The sequence below is a fragment of the Mesorhizobium sp. WSM4815 genome, assembly GCF_055811575.1.
This window is the reverse complement of record NZ_JBVVQS010000098.1, coordinates 104,711-127,862: the sequence shown is the minus strand read 5'-3', so window position 1 is coordinate 127,862 and position 23,152 is coordinate 104,711. Positions and strand designations below refer to the sequence as shown.

General features: G+C 63.3%; 27 protein-coding genes and 1 tRNA gene. 7 read left to right on the top strand and 21 right to left on the bottom strand.

Translation table 11 applies throughout. From position 1 onward, the window contains the following. Nucleotides 1–39: 39 nt before the first annotated feature. Both AC0L2B_RS21740 and AC0L2B_RS21735 read left to right on the top strand, forming a co-directional pair. Nucleotides 40–1,575 carry an undecaprenyl-phosphate glucose phosphotransferase gene (locus AC0L2B_RS21740; RefSeq protein ID WP_473746762.1) on the top strand — a complete coding sequence of 512 codons (1,536 nt, stop codon included), beginning with the start codon at nucleotides 40–42 and terminating at the stop codon, nucleotides 1,573–1,575. Further along, nucleotides 1,572–2,831, top strand: coding sequence for an O-antigen ligase family protein (locus AC0L2B_RS21735; protein ID WP_473746761.1), 1,260 nt, complete (start codon nucleotides 1,572–1,574; stop codon nucleotides 2,829–2,831). The genes AC0L2B_RS21740 and AC0L2B_RS21735 overlap by 4 nt, the downstream gene beginning before the upstream one ends. A gap of 512 nt (nucleotides 2,832–3,343) precedes the next feature. Here AC0L2B_RS21735 and AC0L2B_RS21730 read toward each other — a convergent pair. Together AC0L2B_RS21730 and AC0L2B_RS21725 are read right to left on the bottom strand one after the other, a co-directional pair. Beyond that, nucleotides 3,344–3,643 carry a hypothetical protein gene (locus AC0L2B_RS21730; RefSeq protein WP_473746760.1) on the bottom strand — a complete coding sequence of 100 codons (300 nt, stop codon included), beginning with the start codon at nucleotides 3,641–3,643 and terminating at the stop codon, nucleotides 3,344–3,346. Nucleotides 3,644–3,782: 139 nt separating this feature from the next. Continuing rightward, a tRNA-Pro gene (locus AC0L2B_RS21725) sits at nucleotides 3,783–3,859 on the bottom strand. A gap of 18 nt (nucleotides 3,860–3,877) precedes the next feature. Between AC0L2B_RS21725 and AC0L2B_RS21720 the strand changes: the two genes are divergently transcribed. After that, complete coding sequence (locus AC0L2B_RS21720) at nucleotides 3,878–4,405, top strand: hypothetical protein (RefSeq protein ID WP_473746759.1); 528 nt, start codon at nucleotides 3,878–3,880, stop codon at nucleotides 4,403–4,405. A 352-nt stretch (nucleotides 4,406–4,757) separates the two neighbouring features. Then, complete coding sequence (locus AC0L2B_RS21715; protein WP_023798384.1) at nucleotides 4,758–5,033, top strand: hypothetical protein; 276 nt, start codon at nucleotides 4,758–4,760, stop codon at nucleotides 5,031–5,033. 53 nt (nucleotides 5,034–5,086) lie between these two features. Here AC0L2B_RS21715 and AC0L2B_RS21710 read toward each other — a convergent pair whose 3' ends face one another. From AC0L2B_RS21710 to AC0L2B_RS21680, 7 genes are all read right to left on the bottom strand, one after another. Continuing rightward, nucleotides 5,087–5,425 carry a hypothetical protein gene (locus tag AC0L2B_RS21710; protein WP_023798385.1) on the bottom strand — a complete coding sequence of 113 codons (339 nt, stop codon included), beginning with the start codon at nucleotides 5,423–5,425 and terminating at the stop codon, nucleotides 5,087–5,089. A gap of 216 nt (nucleotides 5,426–5,641) precedes the next feature. Continuing rightward, entirely contained in the window at nucleotides 5,642–6,184 is a 543-nt protein-coding gene (locus AC0L2B_RS21705) for a MerR family transcriptional regulator (protein WP_023798386.1), read from the bottom strand. A 195-nt stretch (nucleotides 6,185–6,379) separates the two neighbouring features. Continuing rightward, nucleotides 6,380–6,703 carry an integration host factor subunit alpha gene (locus AC0L2B_RS21700; protein ID WP_023798387.1) on the bottom strand — a complete coding sequence of 108 codons (324 nt, stop codon included), beginning with the start codon at nucleotides 6,701–6,703 and terminating at the stop codon, nucleotides 6,380–6,382. A gap of 105 nt (nucleotides 6,704–6,808) precedes the next feature. Continuing rightward, nucleotides 6,809–7,780, bottom strand: a complete 972-nt coding sequence (locus tag AC0L2B_RS21695; protein ID WP_091591554.1) for a beta-ketoacyl-ACP synthase III — start codon at nucleotides 7,778–7,780, stop codon at nucleotides 6,809–6,811. Between the two features lie 9 nt (nucleotides 7,781–7,789). After that, entirely contained in the window at nucleotides 7,790–8,860 is a 1,071-nt protein-coding gene (plsX, locus tag AC0L2B_RS21690; RefSeq protein ID WP_023798389.1) for a phosphate acyltransferase PlsX, read from the bottom strand. A gap of 131 nt (nucleotides 8,861–8,991) precedes the next feature. Further along, nucleotides 8,992–9,555 carry a YceD family protein gene (locus AC0L2B_RS21685; RefSeq protein WP_023798390.1) on the bottom strand — a complete coding sequence of 188 codons (564 nt, stop codon included), beginning with the start codon at nucleotides 9,553–9,555 and terminating at the stop codon, nucleotides 8,992–8,994. A gap of 26 nt (nucleotides 9,556–9,581) precedes the next feature. Further along, nucleotides 9,582–10,124: a ubiquinol-cytochrome C chaperone family protein gene (locus tag AC0L2B_RS21680; protein WP_027154625.1), complete on the bottom strand. Its 543-nt coding sequence runs from the start codon at nucleotides 10,122–10,124 to the stop codon at nucleotides 9,582–9,584. A 114-nt stretch (nucleotides 10,125–10,238) separates the two neighbouring features. Here AC0L2B_RS21680 and AC0L2B_RS21675 point away from each other — a divergent pair, with 114 nt between their 5' ends. Continuing rightward, nucleotides 10,239–10,781 (top strand): outer membrane protein assembly factor BamE, encoded by a 543-nt coding sequence (locus AC0L2B_RS21675; RefSeq protein ID WP_091591558.1) that lies wholly within the window; start codon nucleotides 10,239–10,241, stop codon nucleotides 10,779–10,781. A 237-nt stretch (nucleotides 10,782–11,018) separates the two neighbouring features. On the opposite strand, the gene AC0L2B_RS21670 is transcribed toward AC0L2B_RS21675, so the two are convergent. Both AC0L2B_RS21670 and AC0L2B_RS21665 read right to left on the bottom strand, forming a co-directional pair. After that, on the bottom strand, nucleotides 11,019–13,160 hold the full coding sequence (locus AC0L2B_RS21670) for a sodium-translocating pyrophosphatase (RefSeq protein ID WP_473746758.1): 2,142 nt from the start codon (nucleotides 13,158–13,160) through the stop codon (nucleotides 11,019–11,021). 273 nt (nucleotides 13,161–13,433) lie between these two features. Continuing rightward, complete coding sequence (locus tag AC0L2B_RS21665; protein WP_139172543.1) at nucleotides 13,434–13,547, bottom strand: DUF2165 family protein; 114 nt, start codon at nucleotides 13,545–13,547, stop codon at nucleotides 13,434–13,436. Between the two features lie 102 nt (nucleotides 13,548–13,649). Between AC0L2B_RS21665 and AC0L2B_RS21660 the strand changes: the two genes are divergently transcribed. Both AC0L2B_RS21660 and AC0L2B_RS21655 read left to right on the top strand, forming a co-directional pair. Then, nucleotides 13,650–13,856: a type II toxin-antitoxin system HicB family antitoxin gene (locus AC0L2B_RS21660; protein ID WP_473746757.1), complete on the top strand. Its 207-nt coding sequence runs from the start codon at nucleotides 13,650–13,652 to the stop codon at nucleotides 13,854–13,856. Then, nucleotides 13,853–14,059, top strand: coding sequence for a type II toxin-antitoxin system HicA family toxin (locus tag AC0L2B_RS21655; protein ID WP_027154628.1), 207 nt, complete (start codon nucleotides 13,853–13,855; stop codon nucleotides 14,057–14,059). The genes AC0L2B_RS21660 and AC0L2B_RS21655 overlap by 4 nt, the downstream gene beginning before the upstream one ends. Before the next feature lie 10 nt (nucleotides 14,060–14,069). On the opposite strand, the gene AC0L2B_RS21650 is transcribed toward AC0L2B_RS21655, so the two are convergent. From AC0L2B_RS21650 to nrdR, 10 genes are all read right to left on the bottom strand, one after another. Beyond that, on the bottom strand, nucleotides 14,070–14,834 hold the full coding sequence (locus AC0L2B_RS21650; protein ID WP_091591561.1) for an ABC transporter permease: 765 nt from the start codon (nucleotides 14,832–14,834) through the stop codon (nucleotides 14,070–14,072). Further along, entirely contained in the window at nucleotides 14,831–15,769 is a 939-nt protein-coding gene (locus AC0L2B_RS21645; RefSeq protein WP_473746756.1) for an ABC transporter ATP-binding protein, read from the bottom strand. Before AC0L2B_RS21645 ends, AC0L2B_RS21650 begins: the two co-directional genes overlap by 4 nt. Further along, nucleotides 15,766–16,932 (bottom strand): ABC transporter permease, encoded by a 1,167-nt coding sequence (locus AC0L2B_RS21640; RefSeq protein WP_473746755.1) that lies wholly within the window; start codon nucleotides 16,930–16,932, stop codon nucleotides 15,766–15,768. Before AC0L2B_RS21640 ends, AC0L2B_RS21645 begins: the two co-directional genes overlap by 4 nt. Nucleotides 16,933–16,971: 39 nt before the next feature. Then, the gene (osmF, locus tag AC0L2B_RS21635; RefSeq protein ID WP_023798400.1) at nucleotides 16,972–17,883 is read right to left on the bottom strand and encodes a glycine betaine ABC transporter substrate-binding protein OsmF; all 912 of its coding nucleotides are present in this window, start codon (nucleotides 17,881–17,883) and stop codon (nucleotides 16,972–16,974) included. A 252-nt stretch (nucleotides 17,884–18,135) separates the two neighbouring features. After that, entirely contained in the window at nucleotides 18,136–19,353 is a 1,218-nt protein-coding gene (locus AC0L2B_RS21630) for an MFS transporter (protein WP_091591566.1), read from the bottom strand. Then, nucleotides 19,350–19,850 (bottom strand): transcription antitermination factor NusB, encoded by a 501-nt coding sequence (gene nusB / locus AC0L2B_RS21625; RefSeq protein ID WP_023798402.1) that lies wholly within the window; start codon nucleotides 19,848–19,850, stop codon nucleotides 19,350–19,352. The genes AC0L2B_RS21630 and nusB overlap by 4 nt, the downstream gene beginning before the upstream one ends. Then, nucleotides 19,847–20,341 carry a 6,7-dimethyl-8-ribityllumazine synthase gene (gene ribH / locus AC0L2B_RS21620; protein WP_091591567.1) on the bottom strand — a complete coding sequence of 165 codons (495 nt, stop codon included), beginning with the start codon at nucleotides 20,339–20,341 and terminating at the stop codon, nucleotides 19,847–19,849. Before ribH ends, nusB begins: the two co-directional genes overlap by 4 nt. 365 nt (nucleotides 20,342–20,706) lie before the next feature. Continuing rightward, nucleotides 20,707–21,324 (bottom strand): riboflavin synthase, encoded by a 618-nt coding sequence (locus AC0L2B_RS21615; RefSeq protein ID WP_091591568.1) that lies wholly within the window; start codon nucleotides 21,322–21,324, stop codon nucleotides 20,707–20,709. 117 nt (nucleotides 21,325–21,441) lie between these two features. Beyond that, a complete protein-coding gene (ribD, locus tag AC0L2B_RS21610) occupies nucleotides 21,442–22,563 on the bottom strand; it encodes a bifunctional diaminohydroxyphosphoribosylaminopyrimidine deaminase/5-amino-6-(5-phosphoribosylamino)uracil reductase RibD (RefSeq protein ID WP_473746754.1) in 1,122 nt (373 codons plus the stop codon). 2 nt (nucleotides 22,564–22,565) lie between these two features. Further along, nucleotides 22,566–23,042, bottom strand: coding sequence for a transcriptional regulator NrdR (gene nrdR, locus AC0L2B_RS21605; RefSeq protein ID WP_023798407.1), 477 nt, complete (start codon nucleotides 23,040–23,042; stop codon nucleotides 22,566–22,568). Nucleotides 23,043–23,152 lie beyond the last annotated feature (110 nt).

Sequence of the window (23,152 nt, the reverse complement as noted above, 5' to 3'; positions counted from 1 at the left end):
ATTTCGCTATTCACTTGCGTGAAGCTTTGCGGATGCATCATGAGCGACTTCGATCCCAAACGCCGCTTTTCGAAAAACGCGGTGCGCAATTTCAACGGCCCGGCCGGCGACGATAGCCCCGGCGGCATGAACGACGTCGCCCGTCAGGTCGCGTCGCAATACCGGCGCGACACCATGTCGCCGATCATGGTCAGCGGCGTCTTGCGGATGGTCGAATTCGCACTGCTGTTCCTGTCAGGCCTGTGCATCTATTTTTACTATGTCGGCTTCTTCAACCATCTCGCCTGGCAATATCCGCTGGCGATCGCCGCCGCTTCGTCCCTCGCCGTGGTGCTGCTCGACGTCACCGACTGCTACCAGATCGTCTCGTTCATGCGGCCGCTCGCCAATTTCGGCCGTCTGCTGATGGCCTGGGCCGGCACCTTCGCCTTGATGGCGCTGACGGCATTCGCCATGAAGATGTCGCAAGACTATTCGCGCCTGGTTTTCGGCACCTGGTTCGTCGTCGGCTTCATGCTGATCTTCGACCTGAGACTGCTGATGTCGAAGCTGATCCGGCGCTGGGCGCGCGACGGGCGCATGGAGCGTCGCGCCGTAATCGTCGGCGGCGGCACGGCGGCGGAAGTCCTGATCCGCTCCGTCGAAAAGCAGCCCTACAACGACATCCGCATCTGCGGCATCTTTGACGACCGCGGCGACAAGCGCTCGCCGCCCATCGTCGCCGGCTACCCAAAGCTCGGCACCGTTTCCGAGCTCATCGAGTTCGCCCGCATCGCCCGCATCGACATGCTGATCGTGTCGCTGCCGCTGACCGCCGAATCGCGCGTCCTGCAGCTTTTGAAGAAGCTGTGGGTGCTGCCTGTCGACATCCGGCTCTCGGCGCATTCGAACGCGCTGCGATTCCGGCCGCGCGCCTATTCCTACATCGGCTCGGTGCCGATGCTCGACATCTTCGACAGGCCGATCAACGACTGGGATTCGGTCGCCAAGCGCGCCTTCGACATCGTCTTCTCGATCATCGGCATCATCGTGTTCTCGCCGGTCATGCTGGCGACCGCGATTGCCATCAAGCTCGACAGCAAGGGACCGGTGCTGTTCCACCAGAAGCGGCATGGCTTCAACAACGAGATCATCGAGGTCTACAAGTTCCGCTCGATGTATACCGACAAGGCCGACCCGACCGCCAAGCAGACGGTGACCAGGAACGACCCGCGCGTCACCCGCGTCGGCCGCTTCATCCGCAAGACCTCGATCGACGAGTTGCCGCAGTTCTTCAATTCGCTTTTCGGTTCGCTGTCGCTGGTCGGCCCGCGCCCGCACGCCATTGCCGCCCAGTCGCACAACCTTCTCTACAATGAGGTGGTCGACGGCTATTTCGCACGCCACAAGGTTAAGCCCGGCGTCACCGGCTGGGCGCAGATCAATGGCTGGCGCGGCGAGATGGATACCAACGAGAAGATCCGCATGCGGACGGAATACGACCTCTATTATATCGAGAACTGGTCGCTGCTGTTCGATCTGAGGATCCTGTTCCTGACACCGATCCGGCTGCTCAATACGGAAAATGCCTATTGAGCGCAGTCGCGCATGAACTGTCGCCGGCCGCGGTCAACGCCAAGCTGATCGCGCTGATTGCGTCGAGCGCGGTTTTTCTCGGCGTCTTCCTGTCCGGCTTCGTCATCGCCGAGCCGGCGCCATACGACCTTTATATGGTCGCGCTGATGGCAGTGTGGGCCCTGTTCGGCCTGCGCATATCGCGCGCGGCGGCGCCGCTGCTGGTGCTGCTGGTGGTCATGAACATCGGCGGCATGATCGCGATGACCCAGATGTCGGATATTGCCGGCACACCGCTCTACCTCGCCGTGTCGCTGTTCCTGGCGTTCACCGCGGTGTTCTTCGCCTCGGTGACATCGGTCCAGCCAAATCTCTACCGGGTGATCTTCCGGGCCTATGTGATGTCGGCGGTGCTGACCTCGCTGCTCGGGATATCAGGCTATTTCCATGCCTTCCCGGGGGCGGAGATCTTCACCAGATACGACCGCGCCACCGGCGCCTTCCAGGATCCGAACGTGTTCGGGCCGTTCCTGGTGCTGCCCGGCATCTACCTGCTCCATCTCCTGCTGACCGGCCCCGTCTCACGCATGCCGTTGCTGGCGATGCCGCTGCTGATCATCACCGCCGGGATTTTCTTCTCGTTCTCGCGCGGCGCCTGGGGCATGTTCGGCGTTTCGGCGATCCTGCTCACCGGCGCCCTGTTCCTGCAGAGCGCCAGCGGAAAATTCCGGCTGCGTGTCGTCGTCATGACCATCGCCGCCATTTCGCTGCTGGTCATCGCGATGCTCGTCATCCTGCAGCTGCCGGGCGTCTCGGAAATGTTCTCCAGCCGCGCCCAGCTGGAACAGAGCTACGATACCGCCCGCCTCGGTCGTTTCGCCCGCTATATCTTCGGTTTCCAGATGGCGCTGGAGCATCCGCTCGGCATCGGCCCGCTCGTCTTCGGCACGATTTTCGGCGAAGACACACACAACATCTGGCTGAAAATGCTGCTGGACTATGGCTGGCTCGGCTTCGTCTCGTTCCTGACGCTGACCTGCTGGACGATGGCAGCCGGCTTCCGCATTCTCCTGCGCGACAGGCCGTGGCAGCCCTACCTTCTGTGCGCCTATGTCGCCTTCATCGGCAATATCGCGCTGGCCACCTTCATCGACATCGATCACTGGCGCCACGTCTATCTGCTGCTCGGGCTGATCTGGGGTGCGATCGCGCTGGAATATCGCCATCAGCGGCAGTTACGGCAGGCGGCGCTGTGTTCGCCGGCGGCTAAGGCATGATGGATTTCTGGGGCAAGTCTAAGTCCCTTGAAAATGGTCGGAGTCCAGCACGTGGGCGTAGCGAGTGGTGGTCTTAGCCATTGCCGTCGAACATGGCGGGAACTCGCTGAAGGGCTGGTGATGGGTATAGGCATAGCCGTCGGCATGGCGCTGGCCGGATGAACTTAGGCGAGCGTTGCGCAATCTAACGTATAGGCGGCAACGCCATCACTACGACCGCGGCAACGGCCGTATCCGGGGGCGAAACGTTGATCGTCATCTAAGCACCCCACCAAACGATGGCTGCACACAGCAAAAACACGAGCATGGCACACGCGATGAACATACCCCTTCGCGTTCGCCACCTTGGCGGCTCAGCCGGCACAAGCCTGAAACGCTGGGCATGCTCCGTTGCGATTTTCAGTAGGGCTGCAGCCGTTTCGCGCGGCGTCCAACCCTTCGCTTCCGAGGCTGTCACCAAGGCTGCAAATGCGGCTTCCAAGGCGACTTCACAGTTGACGTCCCGATCTGGGCTACCCTTTGGCAATATGGGTGGTTGCACGGCTTGGGACATGCACACAAAGCGGCTCGCGGATGAAAGGTTCCCGCGTTTCGAGCCCTTCACTTTCGAAGGTCCGCTTCCAGGTGCGGTGCCGCTCTCGCTGCTGGCTTTTGTCGTCGGGAATGAACGTGAAGAACACCGGGCGGCGGTCGCGGCCTTCGGCCTTGCATTTTGAGCAGCCAAACAGCCCGACCAGATCCTGATGCATCGATCCGCGATCTGATCCGAGCCTGTCGATCAGCGCTTGGCCGCCGATCGTCGACCCGTTCACGGCGCGATTCGGGCGACATGGCCCCAGACTGGCACGGCCCAGAAAAGGAAAGGGCCCAGAAAGGCCCCGATTTCTCGTTTTCGCGGCTCAGCCAGTTTCCCCGGATTTCAAATAAGCCTTAGGGTTCTAAGGGCTTATTTGGTCGGAGCGGCCGGATTCGAACCGACGACCCCTTGACCCCCAGTCAAGTGCGCTACCGGGCTGCGCTACACTCCGGACCGGTCGCGATGTATCGTGATAACGCGGTTCGGGTCAACCGAATTCGGCGGCCGTCGCGCCGATGCCCGGCATGGTGGATTTGAAGTTCCTGCTCTGGTGGATGTCGTCAGCATTCAGGAACTTCAAATCCAGTACACAGCTCGCTTGTCTGGCTTGATCCTCTGGCGTCGCTGCTATGAGACGGGTCTTGGATTTTCCACGGATTGTGTCAGCGCGGCTGTATCGATCAGCGCGCTTTCCGGAAGCCGGAGCGCAGAGGCTATTCGCTTGAGCTTCGACACATCGGCATTCCTGCCGTTCTCGATGTCCGCGATCTCATCGACCGACAGTCCGCACGTCAGGGACAGCTCTTCCATGCTGTATCCCCTGGTTTCTCGGATGGCCTTGAGGGCGCTGTGGTCGGGCGCAGCTTCGGTCGCCGACAGTTCGGAAAAAGCTTCGCTTGTTGCTATTTGGGGCATTTGGCAACTCCGTGGATTTAAAGAGTTTGATCAAATCAAGAAGTTGCCTGAGACGGCGCAGAGAATGCCCTCTCGATGGTGATTTGCCAAGCGCCAAAAACGCCGTCACGGCATCGTGATTCCGATCGGCGCAGCCCGGACCAGGCCTCGGCGCCACCGGCACGGGACCGTCATCTCGATCGGGGTCTTTGACTGGCCGATCGCCGAATTGTTCGACGGTTCTGAGCCGCTCCCTTGTCAAGCGGCTGTAGGATCGAATCTCAGCAGCGGGAGCCGGAGCACGCAGAACGCGTCAGGGGCTGCGAATTTTCTTGAACCGACGCGTGAACCTTTTCTCTCCGGGCCGCACCAACACGGCATGGACGCCACAAAGGCGGTCCCAACCGGAAGGACGCGCTGACGGCGATCCTCGATCAAGAGAAGGAAATGCTCAAGTGACCAACATCTCGAACTTCAAGCGCCTGTCGCTCGCCGCTGCCATCGTCGTCTCGGCCTTCGGCTCGATTTCACTGCCGGGCTCGGCCTTCGCCAACGGCACGCATCCGAGCGGCGGCGGCGCGGTTTGCAAGGGCGCGGGTCACTGCCTGGTGCTGCAGCTCGACTGCAAGGGTACTTATACGGACGCCACCGACTCCAACGGCACCGTCTACGGCAAATGCAGCCAGACCGCGCAGGTCAGCCCGAAGAACAAGCTCAAGCTCGCGCGCTGATCGACCTTTTGGTCAACGAAAATGGCGGCCGTCCGCGCCGCCATTTTCTTGTCTCAACGTGCCGATCTCGATCTCGTTCGCGACGTTTTCTGCTGGCGGCTGAGGAACAGACTGGCGACGAGCCCGACCACAACCAGACCGACTGCGGCCGCTGTCGCGGGATGATCGCGGGCCGTCTTCTCTATCACCCTGCCATGCCTCCTGATCGCAGGCAGAGCGTCACTAAAACGCTCGGCGAGGTCCGAGTAATAGTCCGACGCGGTGTCACGCCCGTCCTCGTAATAGGCGCTGCCGCGCCTGGAAACGGCTTTCCTCAACGCCGCCAGTTCCCTGGAGAGAGCCGCGACCTGTTTTTCAAGATCGATGTCGGAGAGGGTCGAAAATGATACCATGACAGGCTTCCTTCTTTTGCGAAGGAACGCACGATCGCAAAACCGGTTCCGGTTTTTGCCGCGACCGATCCCTAGAGCGCGTCGCGTCAGAAGGGATTCATGCGACCCGCGTGAAGTTCTATGCAGTCGCTATCCCAACATGCACTACAGCGCGGCGCGTCCTATCGGAGGCGCAAGGTGTCTGCAGCATTTTTTTGCGCATTTTTCGGGGCCATGCTAGCGCACCTGATCGAGCAGGCGCTTGCATTCCAGAAGGTCGAACAGCGCCTCCTGCAGCAAAGCGCGATTGTCGCGCGAGAGTTTCGACGTGCCCGGCTGTACCGGGCCTTCTTCCTCGGTCTTGCCCAGGCCGAAAAAGCGCCGGCTGGGTTTCACCTTGGGCTCGCCGACCAGCATCTCGTCATCGGCGCCGCGCGGCTGGGCCGCCGGTGTCAACGGCACCGCATCGGCCTGCCGGCGCTGCGAGATCGCCTCGACGGCCGCCATGTCGCCATTGCCGATGGCGACCAGGAAATGATTGCCGTTCTCGCGCAACAGCTTCTGCACACCCTTGATCGTGTATCCCTGATCGTAGAGCATGTGGCGGATGCCCTTGATCAATTCGACATCCTGCGGCCGGTAGTAGCGGCGGCCACCGCCGCGCTTCATCGGCTTGATCTGGTTGAAGCGCGTTTCCCAAAAACGCAGCACATGCTGCGGCAGGTCGAGGTCTTCTGCGACCTCGCTGATGGTGCGGAAAGCGTCGGGGCTCTTGTCCATGGGCGAAATCCTCACGCTGGAGCATGGTCCCGAAAAGTGGGAAACGGTTTTCGGCCAGGATCATGCTCAACAAAGAGTCATTCCGATCCGGCTTGTCCTGCCGAATCGAGCCTTATTTCAGCGGTTTATGAAACAATATTCAAGCCCGGCGTCAAAGCAGGCGACCGTTTTCAACCGGGCTTTGAAGCGCAGGCGCTATTTGCTGCCCTTGGCCTTGCTGATCTGGTGCGCGCGCAGGATGCGGTTCTTAAGCACATTCGACGATTTGAAGGTCATCACGCGGCGCGGCAGGATCGGCACTTCCTCGCCGGTTTTGGGGTTGCGCCCGATGCGCTCGTTCTTGGAGCGGACATGGAAGGTTGCGAACGACGACAATTTTACCGTCTCGCCGCGAACGATCGCCTCACAGATCTCGTCCAGAACCGCTTCGACGAGCTCGGCCGATTCAGTACGCGACAGGCCAACCTTGCGATAAACGGCTTCAGCAAGATCGGCGCGCGTAAGTGTCTTTCCCCCCATGCGAACCGTCCCCATCAGCTCAAAAAACATAACTCTATATAAGCAAACATAGAGCCTAAGTAATTGATCCGGCAAGGTCAAGGACCGAACCGGTCCGTTCGGCACTTACCAGCGAAGCAGGACCGCGCCCCAGGTGAAGCCGCCGCCCATCGCCTCGATCAGCACCAGATCACCCTTCTTGATGCGGCCGTCGGCGACCGCCACCGACAGCGCCAGCGGCACCGAAGCAGCCGAGGTGTTACCGTGCAAATCGACGGTAACCACCACCTTTTGTTCCGCTATCCCGAGCTTCCTGGCGGAAGCGTCGATAATCCGCTTGTTGGCCTGATGCGGCACGAACCAGTCGAGATCTTCAGCGGTGATCCCGGCAGCTGAGAACGTCGCTTCGATGACGTCGGTGATCATGCCGACCGCGTGCTTGAACACTTCGCGGCCTTCCATCCTGAGATGGCCCACCGTTCCGGTGGTCGACGCTCCACCGTCGACGAACAGCTTGTCCTTGTGAGCCCCGTCGGAGCGCAGGCTGGCCGCCAGCACGCCGTGGTCGGCAATGCCGCCCGCCCCCTCGCCTGCTTCCAGCACCATCGCGCCGGCGCCGTCGCCAAACAGCACGCAGGTCGAGCGATCGCTCCAGTCGAGGATGCGCGAAAAGGTTTCGGAGCCGATCACCAGCACGCGTTTGGCGAGGCCGCCGCGGATATAGAGGTCGGCCGTCGTCACCGCGTAGACGAAGCCCGAGCACACCGCCTGCATGTCGAAGGCGAAGCCGTGATGCATGCCGAGCCGGTTCTGGATGTCGACGGCGGTCGCCGGAAAGGTGTTGTTGGGAGTCGAGGTCGCCAGCACGATCAGGTCGATATCGGCCGGCGTCAGGCCGGCATTGTCGAGGGCTGCGCGCGCCGCCGCCTCGCCGAGCGAAGCCGTCGTCTCGTCGTCGGCCGCGATATGGCGCTGGCGGATGCCGGTGCGCTGGGCAATCCATGCGTCTGACGTCTCGACCATGCCTTCGAAATCGGCATTCTTCATGATGCGGCGGGGCAGCGCGGAGCCTGTGCCGCGCACGACTGATCTGATCAAGGCTCTTTCCTATTCCTCTGCGTCGGCAACGACGTCGGATTTCCTGGATGTCTGGGCATGCGGATTGCGCGCATGGAACAGATCAAGATCGGCTTCGATGCGATCGAGCAGATTGTTGCGCACCATGTCGTAGCCAAGCTCGATCGCCGCCGCGAAGCCGTCCGAATCGGCGCCGCCATGGCTTTTCACCACGACGCCGTTCAGACCCAGGAAAACCCCGCCGTTGGAGCGGCCGACATCCATCTTTTCGCGCAGGCGATCGAAGGCGCCCTTGGCGAATACATAGCCGATCCTGGCCATCAGCGTGCGGTCCATCGCGGCGCGCAGGTAACCGGCGATCTGCCGTACCGTGCCTTCCGCCGTTTTCAGCGCGATGTTGCCGGCAAATCCTTCGGTGACGACCACGTCGACCGTGCCCTTGCCGATGTCGTCGCCCTCGACGAAACCATGGTAGTTCATCGAGGCCATGTTGGCCTCTCGCAACATGCGGCCCGCCTCCTTGACCTCTTCCTGGCCCTTGATCTCCTCGACGCCGACATTGAGCAGACCGACGCTCGGCCGTTCGATGCCGAAAACCGAGCGCGCCATGCCAGTGCCCAGAATGGCAAAATCAACCAGTTGATGCGCATCCGCGCCGATGGTGGCGCCGACGTCCAGCACCACGCTTTCGCCACGCAATGTCGGCCACAGCGCCGCGATCGCCGGACGGTCGATGGTCGCCATGGTGCGCAGGCAGAATCTCGACATCGCCATCAGCGCGCCGGTGTTGCCGGCCGAGATGCAGGCGTCGGCAGTGCCTGCCTTGACCGCCTCGACCGCTTTCCACATCGACGACTTCCAGCGGCCATGGCGCAGCGCCTGGCTCGGCTTGTCGTCCATCCGGACTGCTATCTCGCAGTGGATGAACTCGCTCACTTCCGCCAGCTTGGGCAGCTTTGCGAGTTCGGGGCGCACTGCCTCCTCGCGACCATAGATGACGAAGCGGATGTCGGGACGCCGGGTCGCGACCGTCATGAGCGCCGGGATGACCACGCTTGGTCCGTGATCGCCGCCCATGGCATCGATGGAAATCCTGATCACGCGGTGTTCATCTCACAGTTTGCTTGAGCGAGCGCCTGGCGCTGGCAACGGGTTTGGGGCTCGCGAAGGTTCGGCGAAAATAGCGTTTTTGGGCTGCCGCACAACCGGCTTTCTCCGATTGGGTCGGGTTTTCAGGATTTCCCCAGCAGGGAACGCAGCTTTTGCTGAAATTCGCTTTCCGCAGTCCCGGCATCGTCGGCAGCCTCCATCGAAACGCCTTGCTTGCGCGGATAGGGATCGATCGCCAGTCCAAAGAACTGTTCGGCGAGCGCCCCGACATCGATTGAATTGCCGGAAAATGTTTCCGGGCTGTCCGGCCCTTCGGCATCGAGCATTATCTCGCCACCGCCCTCGAAACCCTGCCGCCCGAGCTTCGACTGCTCCGGCAGGAACAGTGCGTCGACCGCCTCGTCGATATGCGCCTCGATCGGGTCCAGGGTGACGATGCAGGCCTGGGTGATATCGGCCTCGACGCGGCCGCTGACCTTGACGCCGTTGCGCTTCCATGGCGCCACCAGCAGTTCGGCGCGATAGTTCTCGACCGACAGCAACTCGTGCTCGCCTGCCAGCGCGGCGCGTTGCGCGGCGTCGGCCTCGATCAGCACCGGCAGTCCCTTTTGCGGCAGCCGGGCGACGTTGGCCACGAAGGACACGGGGCTTTGGCGATCGGGGCTCTGGGAATCGGCGTGTTTCATATTTTCCTTTAAATAGGCTTGTTTTCTTAAATAGGTTTGGCCGCGGGGAATGCCACAGTGCCGGAAACAATCGATTCGGTCGGCTGTTCCGCGAGTCGCCTGGAGACATCGGCGACGTAGCCGGCCAGATGCGTCGCCTGCGGCCAGGTGCCGGCATCGGGCCTGACATTGCGGGCAAGCGCCGCGACGAGTGCGTCATGGTCGTTTCGTTCCAGCGCATCGTCATAGGCGGCGGTGCGGCCATAAAACATCTTCGCCAGTTTCTTCATGCGCTTCGGCACGCCGACGTCGCCGATGCCGAGTTCGCGCAGCGAATGCTCGACATCCATGAAGAACTCGTCGATCAGCACCTGCGCGACCTCCCCGGCAACACCACCCTCGCCGCGCAGCCGGTGCTGGAACAGGAACATGTGCAGCGACAGCATCTCGAAGCGGCCAAGCGGCGTGTCCGGGACATCCCAGTCGGAATAAAACACGGTTTGCCGCGCCGCTGCCACGATTTGTGCGTAAAGCGCCTCGGTGATAGCGCGGTTGGCGTGACGTTCGCGACCAAAAAGGCGCTGGAACATTGAGGGTGGTCTCCCGGGGACCGTTTGTTGAATTGGCCTTGTTGCATCGGCGAGCAAGCTGGTTTACCGGTTTTGCGGCCCAGCGCAAGTTGCGGCCAGCTAATGGAGTTGTAGTTGCGCGCGCTGAAAATCAAGTCGACTTTTCTGCCCAGGTCCGCTTTTCCGAGATCCGCCGGCGCGATCTCGCTGCTGGTGGCAGCTTCGGCGCTTTGCGGCTGCAACTCGTCGAAGATGATCGGTGATCTCAATCCGAGCGAGACGCTGACGCAGGGCTACGTCATCGACCAGCAGGCGATCGACCTGGTGCCGGTCGGCTCGAGCCGCGAACAGGTGCTTCTGGCGCTCGGCACCCCGTCGACCAAGGCGACTTTCGACAACGAGGCCTTCTACTACATCTCACAGACGCGCAAGCGTTACGTCGCCTTCGACAAGCCGAGGCTGGTCGACCAGAAGGTGCTGGCCGTCTATTTCGGCGAGGACGGGCGCGTTACCCAGATCGCCAATTACGGCCTGAAGGACGGCAAGGTGTTCGACTTCATCTCGCGGACCACGCCGACCGGCGGCAAGGACCAGAGCTTCCTCAGCCAGATCATGGGCGGCGCCAGCAAGCTGGCGCCCGGCCTCCCCGGCGGCGGCGGCGCCTCGCCGGGCACCTGATCCTCCTTTTCTTTTGCTTCCCTTCTTTTGCTTCGGGGGGAAGCAGCAACATCTCAGGCGACCGAAAACCCGCGGGAGCGATCCCGCGGGTTTTTGTTTTCCTCAGACCATTTCAACGCGAGCTTGGACCCGTCACCGGCGTCAATTCCCTGATGCTGGACGTCCAATATAGACGAACCCGCGGGATCGCTCCTGCGGGTTCGGTTGTGGATCTCGGCCTCGGAAGGCCAAGCCGCCTCAGCCGTGCGCGAGCACGGCCAGCAGCAGCAGGGCGACGATGTTGGTGATCTTGATCGCCGGGTTGACTGCCGGACCGGCGGTGTCCTTGTAGGGATCGCCGACCGTGTCGCCGGTCACCGAGGCCTTGTGCGCCTCGGAGCCCTTGAGATGCTTGACGCCGTCCTTGTCGGTAAAGCCGTCCTCGAACGATTTTTTCGCGTTGTCCCAGGCGCCGCCGCCAGAGGTCATCGAGATGGCGACGAACAGGCCGTTGACGATGACGCCGAGCAGCGAGGCGCCAAGGGCTGCAAAGGCGGACGCCTTCGAGCCCGAGATCAGCAGCACGCCGAAATAGACGACCAGCGGCGCAAGCACCGGCAGCAGCGACGGAATGATCATTTCCCGGATCGCCGCCTTGGTCAGAAGATCGACCGCACGCGCATAGTTCGGCTTCGAGGTGCCGGCCATGATGCCCGGATCCTCGCGGAACTGCTTGCGCACCTCCTCGACGATGGCGCCCGCCGCTCGGCCGACAGCCGTCATGGCGATGCCGCCGAACAGATACGGAATCAGACCGCCGAAGATCAGACCGGCGACGACATAAGGGTTGGAGAGATCGAAAGAGACGTCGCCCATGCCCTGGAAGTAAGGGTATTTGTCGCCATTGGCGGCGAAGAACTTCAGGTCGTTGGAGTAGGCCGCAAACAGCACCAGCGCGCCGAGACCGGCCGAACCGATGGCGTAGCCCTTTGTCACCGCCTTGGTGGTGTTGCCGACGGCATCGAGCGCATCGGTCGACTGGCGCACTTCCTTAGGCAGGCCGGCCATTTCGGCGATGCCGCCGGCATTGTCGGTGACCGGGCCGAAGGCGTCGAGCGCAACGATCATGCCGGCAAGACCGAGCATCGTGGTGACTGCGATCGCCGTGCCGTAGAGGCCGGCGAGCTGGTAGGTCGATATGATGCCGCCGACGATGACGATCGCTGGAAGTGCCGTCGATTCCAGCGAGACCGCAAGGCCCTGGATGACGTTGGTGCCGTGACCGGTGACCGAAGCCTGGGCGATGGAGTTCACCGGGCGCTTGTCGGTGCCGGTATAATATTCGGTGATCACCACGATGAGACCGGTCACCAAAAGGCCGATCAGGCCGCAGATGAACAGGTTGGCGCCGGTGATGGCCATGCCGGCGACCGTGCCGATCTCGCCCCAGCCCAGCGTTGCCGAGGTGGCGATGCCGAGGCCGACGATCGACAGCAGGCCGGTGACGATCAGGCCCTTGTAGAGCGCACCCATGATCGAGCCGTTGGAGCCGAGCTTGACGAAGAAGGTGCCGACGATGGAGGTCAGGATGCAGGCGCCGCAGATGGCCAGCGGATAGAGCATCGTGGCGCTGAGAACGGCGGTGCCGCCGAAGAAGATGGCGGCGAGGACCATGGTGGCGACCACGGTCACCGCATAGGTCTCGAACAGGTCGGCGGCCATACCGGCGCAGTCGCCGACATTGTCGCCGACATTGTCGGCGATGGTGGCCGGGTTGCGCGGATCGTCTTCGGGAATGCCGGCTTCGACCTTGCCGACGAGATCGCCGCCGACGTCGGCGCCCTTGGTGAAGATGCCGCCGCCGAGACGGGCGAAGATCGAGATCAGCGAGGCACCGAAGCCGAGCGAAACCAGCGAGTCGATGACGACGCGGTCGTTGGGCTGGAGGCCGATGAATTGGGTGAGGATCAGGTAATAGATCGAGACGCCGAGCAGGGCCAGGCCAGCGACCAGCATCCCGGTGATGGCGCCCGACTTGAAGGCGATCTCGAGGCCGGCTGCGAGGCTGTTGGAAGCCGCTTGCGCGGTGCGCACATTGGCGCGCACCGAGACGTGCATGCCGATGAAGCCGGCGGCGCCCGACAGAACGGCGCCGATCAGGAAGCCGATGGCGGCGGTGATTGAAAGCAGCCACCAGGCGAGCAGCAGGACCACGACGCCGACGATGGCGATGGTGGTGTACTGGCGCGCCAGATAGGCCTGCGCGCCTTCGCGGATGGCCGCGGAAATTTCCTGCATGCGTGCATTGCCCTGATCGGCCGCGAGGACCGATTTTGTCGCCCAGATGGCGTAAAGGACTGAAAGCAGACCGCAGGCGATGACAGCTAAAATTATGGTCATTGCCGGATTTTCCTCGATTGATGACCCAAAAGAACCCCTCCCTGGGCCGTTGAGACGGGGAGCGGATTCCGCGCGCCGAATCCGCTCCCCTCGCATCGGCTTATGCGAAACAGGGCTGCGAACGTCAAGATATTGTTCGGTTTTTGCCCGGCTTTCGCCCAAAAGGCCCGGCTTTCGCCCAAAAGCCCCGACCTTCGCCCAAAAGCAATGGGGCGGCAACACGCTCGCAAGTGCCGCCACCCGATCAGATCGATTGAAATCGGCTGGCGGTTGTCAGCCTTTGCGCAGGTCGCAGTCCAGCCTGACGGCGAAGATCAGCACCGCCCGCATGGTCATGTAGAACATGAAAGCCTTCTGCTGGCCGTTGCAGACGTTGGACTGCCACACCCGTCGAGAGCCTGATCAGGCAGGCAGAACTTGCAGATAGACAGCGCTCATGCAGCTCTGCAAATATCGGCGGGCCAGCCTATCTTCAGGGTGGAGTTGGAGATGACCGATGAAGTTCAAGGCGATCATTCACGAAGCCGAAGAAGGTGGCTACTGGCCGAAGTGCCGGCAATTCCCGGCTGCGCGACCCAGGGTGAAACCTTGGACGAACTTGTCGAGAACTTGCGTGAAGCAATCGAAGGCTGCCTCTCGGTAGAGCCGCTATCTTTCACTTCAAAACCCGGCCGGGTCATGGAAATCGCTGTTTGAAGTCCATTTCCGGCAAGGAGCTTGCGCGTGCCATCGAGCGGCAAGGACGAAGGCTTTTGCGTGTTGCCGGCAGTCATCACATCTACGGCAAGGAAGGCAGCATCGTGCGCCTTTCGATCCCGATTCACGGCAACAGGCCGCTCAAAACAGGACTCTTGCGACATCTCTTGGCGCTGGCCGAGATGAGCGAAGGCGATATCTGAATTTTGCTAATTACGCCGTCTCCTGCCCCATGCGGCGTGCGGTGTAGCGCTCGATCGCCGACAGCCCGTCATAGATCAGCACGGCAAGCGCGGCGACGATCAGCCCGCCCTGCAGCACGAAGGCGAGATTGTTGGACAACAGACCGGCGATGATCACCTCGCCGAGCGTCCTGGCCGCCACGGTCGAGCCGATCGTCGCAGTGGCGAGGCTGATGACCACCGAAAGCCGGATACCGCCGAGAATGATCGGCGCGCTGAGCGGCAGCTCGACCTTGACCAGCCTTTGCCAGCCGGTCATGCCGGCGCCGCGCGCCGCCTCGACCACATTGGCCGGCATCGTCGTCAACCCGGTCAGCGCGTTCTCGAAGATCGGCAGCAGGCCATAGAGAAACAGCGCGATCAGTGTCGGCTTCTCGCCAAAGCCGACGGCCGGCACGGCCAGCGCCAGCACCGCCACCGGCGGAAAGGTCTGGCCGATATTGACCAGGCTGCGCGACAGCGGCAGGAATTCGACGCCGGCCGGCCGGGTGACCAGGATGGCGAGCGCCACGGCAACGATGGTTGCCGCCACCGTCGCGATCAGCACGGTCCTCAGATGCAGCAGCGTCAGGGTCAACAGGCTGCCCTGGTTGTAGATTGCCGGCGCGTTGCTCTCGGTCAGCGGCTTCAGCAGCGGCTCGAACCAACCCGGATTGGTCACGAACGCAATGAGCAGCACCACAAGGGCAAGCCTGAGCAGTGACGGAAGCCAGGCTTTTACACCGGCCTCTTTCATGCCGGCCTCGCCGCGCGTTTCACCAGCCCATCCACAGTCACGCGGCCGAGCGGCTTGCCATCCGCGCCTGTCACCGGCAACGCCGGGCGTCCCGACCACAACAGTTCGGCCAGCGCATCGCGCTGGCTGACGTCGGCGGGGATCGCCTCGCCTTCGGCGGTGCCCGTCTCCACGGCGTCGCGCACCCGGCCGAGCGACAGCAGCCTGAACGGTTTTTCGCTGGCGCCGACCAGGGTCTCGACGAAGGCGCTGGCCGGCTTCGCCAGGATCTCGGCGGGCCTGGCATATTGCACCAGCTTGCCGGCATCCATCACCGCGATCTTGTCGCCCATACGCACCGCCTCCTCCATGTCATGGGTGACGAGGATGATGGTGGTGCCGAAGCGCTTCTGGATCGCCCGAAGGTCCTCCTGCGCCTTGTTGCGGATGATCGGGTCGAGCGCGCCGAACGGCTCGTCCATCAACAGCACGTTCGGCTCCGCGGCAAGTGCCCTGGCGACGCCGACGCGCTGCTGCTGGCCGCCGGAGAGCTCGTGCGGATAGCGTGGCCCGAACGCCTGGGGATCGAGCTGGTAGAGCGTCATCAACTCGTCGACACGGCGCTTGGTGCGGGCCGCGTCCCAGCCGAGCAGCACCGGCACGGTGGCGATGTTCTGCGCCACGGTGCGATGCGGAAACAGCCCATGGCCCTGGATGGCGTAGCCGATGCTGCGGCGCAGTTCGTAGCCGGGCAGCGAGCGGTTGTCGGCGCCGTCGAGCCTGATCACGCCGGCGGTCGGCTCGACCAGCCGGTTGATCATGCGCAGCAGCGTCGTCTTGCCGGAGCCGGAGGTGCCGACGATGACGGCGATGGTGCGCGGCTCGATCACCATCGACACGTCGTCGACGACGGTCGTCGCGTCATAGCGCTTGGTAATGCCTTCGATCTCGATCATGCCGGTTGTGCCTCGCGTCGCCTGGTGGAGGTCATTTCGATCAATGCGTCGAGGATGATGGCGGCAGTAAAGGCCATAGCCACCGTCGGAACGGCGCCGAGCAGCACCAGGTCCATCGCCGTCTGGCCAACGCCCTGGAACACGAACACGCCGAAACCGCCGCCGCCGATCAGCGCGGCAATGGTGGCAAGGCCGATGTTCTGGACCAGCACGATACGGATGCCGGTGAGGATCACCGGGAAGGCCAGTGGAAATTCGACGCCGAACAGGCGCTGGCGCTCGGTCATGCCCATGCCGCGTGCGGCATCGTTGGCGGCGCGCGGCACGCCGGCAAGACCGACCACGGTGTTGGCCACCACCGGCAGCAGCGAGTAGAGGAACAGGGCGACGAAGGCAGGCGCGGTGCCGATGCCGCGAATGCCGAGGGAGGCCGCGCCGGGCACATGCGTGGCGACCCAGCCGAGCGGCGCGATCAACAGGCCGAACAGCGCGATCGACGGAATGGTCTGGATGATGTTCAGCGCGTTGAGCACGCCGGCCCGCAATTTTTCGACGCGGTGGCAGAGGATGCCGAGCGGCAGGCCGACTAACACCGCTGCTGCCAGCGAGCCCAACGCCAGCGTCACATGCTTGGAGCCTTCGGCCCAAAAACTGTCGGCACGGTTGGCATATTCCTTGAGGATCGACAGACTGTTCCAACTGCCCGAGACCAGCAGCAGGCCGATCGCCGCTGCCGCGACGACGAGCACGCCGATCCGCGCCGATGGCGACAGGTTCAGCCTCGTCAGCCCATCGGCGAGCAACAGCGTAAAGACGAAGATGAGCAGCCAGAAACCCGAAGCCGGCGAGATGCGGGCAAAGCTGTTGCCCTCAGGCGTCAGGAAGCTGCCGGCGACGCCGATCAGCAGCGCCAGTGCGGCAAGCGCGACCACGCTGGCGGCCAGGCGCAGGGCCAGCGGCGTTTTCAGCAAGGCGACGACCGCCGCAACGACGACGACTGCAAGCAGCAGCGGCCCCAGCGTCGGCGGCAGCGCTTCAAGAATCGAGCGCGCCTCGCCTGGCACGATGCGGTTGGCGCGCAAGGTGGCGAAGGGCGCCGCGAAGGCGGCGTAGGCAACGATCGCGGCGATGATCACACCGAGCTTGTCGAAGCGGGTGGTCATGGCGCGCCTCGCACCGGCGTCATTTTCAAAACGTGCTGACTACTTCAAAAACCCGTTCTTCTTCAAAAAGTCTTCGGCGACGCCTTTGACCGGCTCGCCGCCGACCTGAACGCGGCCGTTCAGTTCCTGCAGGGTGACGAGGTCGAGCTTGGCGAAGACCGGCTTCAGCAGCGTCTCGATTTCGGGATGCTCCTTCAGCACCGCCTCGCGGATGATCGGCGCCGGCTGGTAGACCGGCTGCACGCCCTTGTCGTCTTCGAGCACGACCAGGCCGGACGGCGCGATGCCGCCGTCGGTGCCGTAGACCATGGCGGCGTTGGCGCCGTTGGTTTGGTTCGCCGCGGCGGCGATGGTCGCCGCCGTATCGCCGCCGGAGAGCGTGATCAGCTGGTCCGGCTTAAGCGTGAAGCCATAGGTGGTCTGGAAAGCCGGCAGCGCGGCAGCCGAATTGACGAATTCGGCCGAGGCCGCCAGCACCACCTGACCGCCGCCGGAGACATATTTGCCGAAGTCGGACAGCGTCGCCAGCTTGTTGGTCTCGGCGACATCCTTGCGCAGCGCAATCGCCCAGGTGTTGTTGGCCGGCGACGGCGACAGCCAGACGATCTTGTTGGCGTCGTAGTCGAGCTTCTTGGCCGTTTCATAGCCCTTGGCGGCATCCTTCCACACCGGATCGTCGGCCTTTTCGAAGAAGAAGGCGGCATTGCCGGTGTATTCCGGATAGATGTCGATCTCGCCGGCGGTGATCGCCTTGCGCACCACAGGGGTGCCGCCGAGTTGGATGCGGTCGGTGGTCTGGATATTGTTGGCGTTCAGCACCAGCTGGATGATGTTGCCGAGCACGCCGCCTTCGGTGTCTATCTTCGACGACACGACCACCTGAGCGCTCGCCGAGGCTGCGGTGATGCCGAGCGCCAGTGCCGCGCCGGCCAGAACCTTGACTGAAAACATTTCACAAATCCCTTGCTGAGAACCGGACTGCGGCTGCCGCATATGAGCATGACTTTCAATGCCCCGTCGGGGCACACGGTTTCATAAGAAGGGGGATGGGGGCAATAATTTTGTTCGGATGCGGGTGAATCCGCTGCTGTCTGATCCCGACAGCGTCATGTCACTACAGCGCGTCGCGTCCGTTTGGACGCGCAAAGGACGCTGTAGCACTATTGATTTGCGCATGGTCCTTTCCGAACCTTCGGATCGGGGTCATGAGCTGGTCGGCCGCGCGGTCATCTTCAGCACGCCCAGCGCCACGAAGCACAGCACCGTCACCGGGAAGATGATCCAGTTCAGCATCTCCCAGCCCCAGGCGTTGTAGACCGCGCCCGACATCAGCGAGGCGAAGGCGACGGAGCCGAACAGGACGAAGTCGTGAAAACCCTGGACCTTGGCCTTTTCCGATGGCCGGTAGCTGTCGGCGACCATGGCGGTGGCGCCGATGAAGCCGAAATTCCAGCCAAGGCCGAGCAGGATCAGCGCCGTCCAGAACTGCCACAGTGCCAAGCCCGACAGCGCTACCACGGCGCAGCCGATCAGCAGCACGAGGCCGGTTGCGACAATCCGTTCGGCGCCGAAGCGATAGATCAGCGAGCCGGTGAAGAAGCTCGGCGCGAACATCGCCATGACATGCCAGGAAATGCCGAGCGTGGCGTCGTCCGTCGACAGGCCGCAGCCGACCATGGCGAGCGGCGCGCCAGTCATGACGAAGCTCATCAGCGCATAGCTGCCAACGGCGCAAAACAGCGCCGCAACGAAACGCGGCCTGGTGACGATCTCGGCGAGCGGCCGCGCGTCGCTGTCGGCGATTTCCGCTTTGCCCGTCGCCTTGGCCGGGATGCGCAGCAACGACAGGATGGCGGCGCCGACCGCCGCCAGCACCAGGATGGAGGCAAACGAGCCGGCAAACATCACAGGAGCAAACAATTCGCGGGTGAAGATGACGATCTGAGGCCCAAGGATGGCGGTGACGATGCCGCCGGCCAGCACGAAGGAGATGGCGCGGGCCTTGAATTCAGGCGGCGCGTTGTCGGCGGCGGCGAAGCGGAATTGCTGGACGAAGGCGCCGCCGATGCCGATCACCAGCAGGCCGAAGGCGAACAGCCAGAAGCTGGCGTAAAATAGCGCCAGCGTGGCGACCAGACCGCCGAGCGCGGTGACGATCGTCCCGGTCATGAAGCCGTCACGCTGGCCGAGCCGGCGGATGATGGCTGCTGCCGGCAGGGCGCCGAGCGCCACGCCGACGTTGAAGCCGGTGATCGGCGCCGTCGCCAGCGACTTGTCGGACCCGAGCAGATAGTGCCCGGCCAACCCACCCACGGAAATGGCGATGGGTGCGGCCGAGCCGATGATCGCCTGCGAAGCGGCAAGGATGAGCGCCGTGCGGCGCGCTTCCCTGCCGGCCTCGGCGATAGCGACGGCCGTCATGAAGCGTCCTTGCCACGCCCTTCGCCGCGCACCCGGCGCGACACGCGATCGAGCACCGCGTTGACCAGCTTCGGCTCGTCTTCTTCGTAAAACGCCTTGGCGATATCGACATATTCCGAGACGATGACAGCCACCGGCACGTCCTCGCGCTTCATCAGTTCGTAGACGCCGGCGCGCAATATGGCGCGCAGCGTCGAATCGAGCCTGGACAACGGCCAGTCCTCGGTCAGCGCCTGGCGGATGATCGGGTCGATGGTCTTCTGGTTCTCGACGACGCCGGCGAGGATGGCGCGAAACCATTGCGCGTCGGCCTCGCGATAGAGCGCGCCGTCGACTTCCTTGCCGAGCCTGAACGCCTCGTATTCGGCGGTGATCTCGAAGACGCCGCTGCCGGCCACATCCATCTGGTAGAGCGCCTGCACGGCGGCCAGACGGGCTGCACCGCGCTTGTTGGCGTGGCGCACCGCGGGCTGGCCGGGCGATGCGGGCTCGCTCACGACCGCTCTCCCAACTGTTGCTTGAGGGCTATCATGGTCAGCGCTGCACGCGCGGCAAAGCCACCCTTGTCGCCTTCCGAACGCCTGGCCCGCGTCCAGGCCTGCTCGTCATTTTCGGTGGTCAGGATGCCGTTGCCGATGCAGACCGCTTCCTGCACGGACAGATCCATCAGGGCACGGCTCGATTCATTGGCGACGATGTCGAAATGATAGGTGTCGCCGCGCACGATGGTGCCGAGGGCGACAAAGCCGTCATAGCTCGGCCCGCCTTCGGCGGCGCCGTCGAGGGCGAAGGAAATCACCGCGGGAATTTCGAGCGAGCCCGGAACGGTGACGACGTCGTATGTCGCGCCCGCTTCCTCGAGCGCGCTTGTCGCGCCTTCGAGCAGCGCGTCGGCAAGGTCGTCGTGGAAGCGTGCCTCGATGACAAGAAGGTGGGCCTTCTTCTTCGGGCGAATGAACGCTTTGCCGTGTTGGGATGTGCCAGCCATAGATGTCTCCGGGATCGCCGGTGACTTAGGCCGAAGCCGGTTTGATCGCAAGCAGAAGATTGGTGGAGATGCGAACGTGCCTGATTATTGGTTTCCTCCGAAGCCGGCGCTTCCCCTCGTTGCCCTGCCGGGCATTTCTCCCCGTAAACGGAGCGAAAGACGCTGGCCGCATCGCCGGCGCCCTTCTTGCAACGCTGGTGATTGGCGAAACTATCGATGAAATCGCCCCTCGCCCCGTTTACGGGGAGAGGTCGCCGGCAGGCGGGTGAGGGGCAGCGCCAAACCGAACAAGGCGCTAATCAGATCCGAGGTGCTCGTCCTGTTCGGACAACCGCATGAATCCACGCCGCTCTCCGGCAGGACCATCAAAGCCCCTCTTTCGCGGCCTCCGCCAGGCGGGCCGCGTAGCGGGCCATGGTGTCGATCTCCAGATTGACGCGGTCGCCGACCTGGCGTTCGCCCCAGGTGGTCACGGTCAGCGAGTGATGGATCAAGAGCACGTCGAAGCGGGTGCCGTCGACCTTGTTGACGGTGAGCGAGGTGCCGTCGAGCGCGACGGAACCCTTGGGTGCGATGAATTTGGCCAGATCGCGCGGCGCTTCCAGCGTAAAGCGCACGGCATCGCCCTCCTCCTTGCGCGCAACGATCTCGGCCATGCCGTCGACATGGCCTGAAACGATGTGGCCACCGAGTTCGTCGCCGATCTTCAGCGGCCGCTCCAGATTGATCCTGGTGCCGGATTTCCAGCCCATCGCCGTCGTCAGCCTGAGTGCCTCTTCCCAGGCCTCGACCTCGAACCAGCGCGCGTTGGCGCCGCTTTCCGGCAGCGCCGTCACCGTCAGGCAGACGCCGCCGCAGGAAATCGAAGCCCCAATGGCGATCGTCTGCGGGTCATAGGCGGTGTCGATGCGCAAGCCGACGCCCTCTCTCAGCGGCTTGACGGCAGCGACGGTGCCGACATCGGTGACAATCCCGGTAAACATCAGACTCTGGCTTCTTGGTTGGCCATGATCTTTTCCGAAAACCGGTTCCCACGTTTCGGGATCATGTCTTTCAGTTTGACCATGTTCTTGTCCAAAAATCGGCTCCACTTTTCAGGATCATGGTCTTATCCACTCGGCGTAGCTGTCTTCGCCGAAACGCATGTCGCGCAATTTGCGAAATCCTGCCGGGATATGGTCGGCGTCGATGGGCGATACAATGCCGCTCCTGCCGATCGGCTCCTGCCCCTGGAACAGCACGATGCGGTCGACCAGCCCTTCGGCGAGGAAGGCCTTGGCCACCTTGGCGCCGCCCTCGACCAGAACGCTCGCCATGCCGAGTGCGGCAAGATCCTCAAGCAGTTCCGGCAGCGCAATATCGCCTTCATACGTCTCGGTGCCGATGAAGCGCACGCCGGCGCGTTCGAGCGCGGCGCGCCGGTGCGGATCGGCTTCGGCACAGGCGGCGACATAGAGCGGAACCCGGTCGAGGCCGGCGACCAGTTTCGACGTCTCCGGCAGCCTGATCTGGCGGTCGAGCACGATGCGCGCCGGCGAGCGGTTCTCCAGCCCCGGCAACCGCACCGTCAGCGCCGGATCATCCTCCAGCGCCGTGCCGATGCCGATCAGTACGCCGTCGGCTTCGGCGCGCATCAGATAGACTTCGCGCCGGGCGATGTCGCCGGTGATCGAGACCTGCCCCGCGCCTCCCATGCCGATCTTGCCGTCGCTGGAAAGCGCAAGTTTCAGGATTACTTCCGGACGTTTTTTCAGGGATCGAATGAGATAGCCGGCCATCTGCTCGGCGGCTTCTGCCACCAGCACCTTTTCGACCACTTCGACACCGGCGGCACGCAGGATCGCATAGCCGTTGCCGGACACGCGTGGATCGGGGTCGCTCGCAGCGCCAACCAGCCGCGCGACGCCGGCATTGACCAGTGCGCTGGCGCAAGGCGGGGTGCGGCCATGGTGGGCGCAGGGCTCCAGTGTGACATAGGCGGTGGCGCCGCGTGCGAGTTCGCCGGCCTCGGCCAGCGCCTCGGTCTCGGCATGCGGCCGGCCGCCGACAGCGGTGACGCCGGTGCCGACGATCATCGGCCCGGTGCCGTCGTCGCGCACGATCAGCGTGCCGACGGAAGGGTTGGTCGAGGTCCGTCCGGCGTTTTTCCGCGACAGCCTCAGTGCCGCCGCCATGAAGCGGCGATCAAGAACCTCTTGCTCGGCTTGGCTGCGCCTTGCCATGCTCAGCCGGCGTCCTCTTCCTTGAGCTCGTCACCTTTCAGTTCACCCAGCACGTCGTGAAAATCCTTGGCCTCGCGGAAATTGCGATAGACCGAGGCGAAGCGCACATAGGCGACGTCGTCGAGCGACTTCAGTGCCTCCATCACCAGGCGGCCGACCTCGCCCGAGGCGACCTCGGTCTCGCCGGAGCTTTCGAGCTGGCGCACGATGCCGGTCACCGCGCGGTCGATGCGCTCGGGATCGACATTGCGCTTGCGCACGGCGATCTCGACCGAGCGCAGCAGCTTGTCGCGGTCGAACGGCACCTTGCGTCCGGACTTCTTCACCACAACGAGGTCGCGCAACTGCACCCGTTCGAAGGTGGTGAAGCGGCCGCCGCAATCGGGGCAGACGCGCCGCCTGCGGATCGCCGCGCCGTCTTCGGCGGGGCGCGAATCCTTCACCTGCGTATCTTCGGACTGGCAGTAGGGACAGCGCATGGGCAGCCTTGTGTTCGCGAATCTCGTGGAGCGAAGGCTTAGAGGTTTTTGCCGCGATGGCAAAGTATCGGTTCGCGCCTCAGAGATAGCGAGGCGCGGGGAAAATTGCC

Coding starts and splice junctions, on each gene's coding strand:
- AC0L2B_RS21630 (WP_091591566.1), bottom strand. CDS start 19,353: ATGACGGCCGTCGCTATCGCCGAGGCCGGCAGGGAAGCGCGCCGCACG.
- AC0L2B_RS21640 (WP_473746755.1), bottom strand. CDS start 16,932: ATGACCACCCGCTTCGACAAGCTCGGTGTGATCATCGCCGCGATCGTT.
- AC0L2B_RS21645 (WP_473746756.1), bottom strand. CDS start 15,769: ATGATCGAGATCGAAGGCATTACCAAGCGCTATGACGCGACGACCGTC.
- nrdR (WP_023798407.1), bottom strand. CDS start 23,042: ATGCGCTGTCCCTACTGCCAGTCCGAAGATACGCAGGTGAAGGATTCG.
- AC0L2B_RS21615 (WP_091591568.1), bottom strand. CDS start 21,324: ATGTTTACCGGGATTGTCACCGATGTCGGCACCGTCGCTGCCGTCAAG.
- AC0L2B_RS21700 (WP_023798387.1), bottom strand. CDS start 6,703: ATGGGGGGAAAGACACTTACGCGCGCCGATCTTGCTGAAGCCGTTTAT.
- ribD (WP_473746754.1), bottom strand. CDS start 22,563: ATGGCAAGGCGCAGCCAAGCCGAGCAAGAGGTTCTTGATCGCCGCTTC.
- AC0L2B_RS21740 (WP_473746762.1), top strand. CDS start 40: ATGAGCGACTTCGATCCCAAACGCCGCTTTTCGAAAAACGCGGTGCGC.
- AC0L2B_RS21685 (WP_023798390.1), bottom strand. CDS start 9,555: ATGAAACACGCCGATTCCCAGAGCCCCGATCGCCAAAGCCCCGTGTCC.
- AC0L2B_RS21660 (WP_473746757.1), top strand. CDS start 13,650: ATGACCGATGAAGTTCAAGGCGATCATTCACGAAGCCGAAGAAGGTGG.
- AC0L2B_RS21670 (WP_473746758.1), bottom strand. CDS start 13,160: ATGACCATAATTTTAGCTGTCATCGCCTGCGGTCTGCTTTCAGTCCTT.
- AC0L2B_RS21680 (WP_027154625.1), bottom strand. CDS start 10,124: ATGTTCCAGCGCCTTTTTGGTCGCGAACGTCACGCCAACCGCGCTATC.
- ribH (WP_091591567.1), bottom strand. CDS start 20,341: ATGGCTGGCACATCCCAACACGGCAAAGCGTTCATTCGCCCGAAGAAG.
- AC0L2B_RS21650 (WP_091591561.1), bottom strand. CDS start 14,834: ATGAAAGAGGCCGGTGTAAAAGCCTGGCTTCCGTCACTGCTCAGGCTT.
- AC0L2B_RS21710 (WP_023798385.1), bottom strand. CDS start 5,425: ATGGTATCATTTTCGACCCTCTCCGACATCGATCTTGAAAAACAGGTC.
- osmF (WP_023798400.1), bottom strand. CDS start 17,883: ATGTTTTCAGTCAAGGTTCTGGCCGGCGCGGCACTGGCGCTCGGCATC.
- AC0L2B_RS21705 (WP_023798386.1), bottom strand. CDS start 6,184: ATGGACAAGAGCCCCGACGCTTTCCGCACCATCAGCGAGGTCGCAGAA.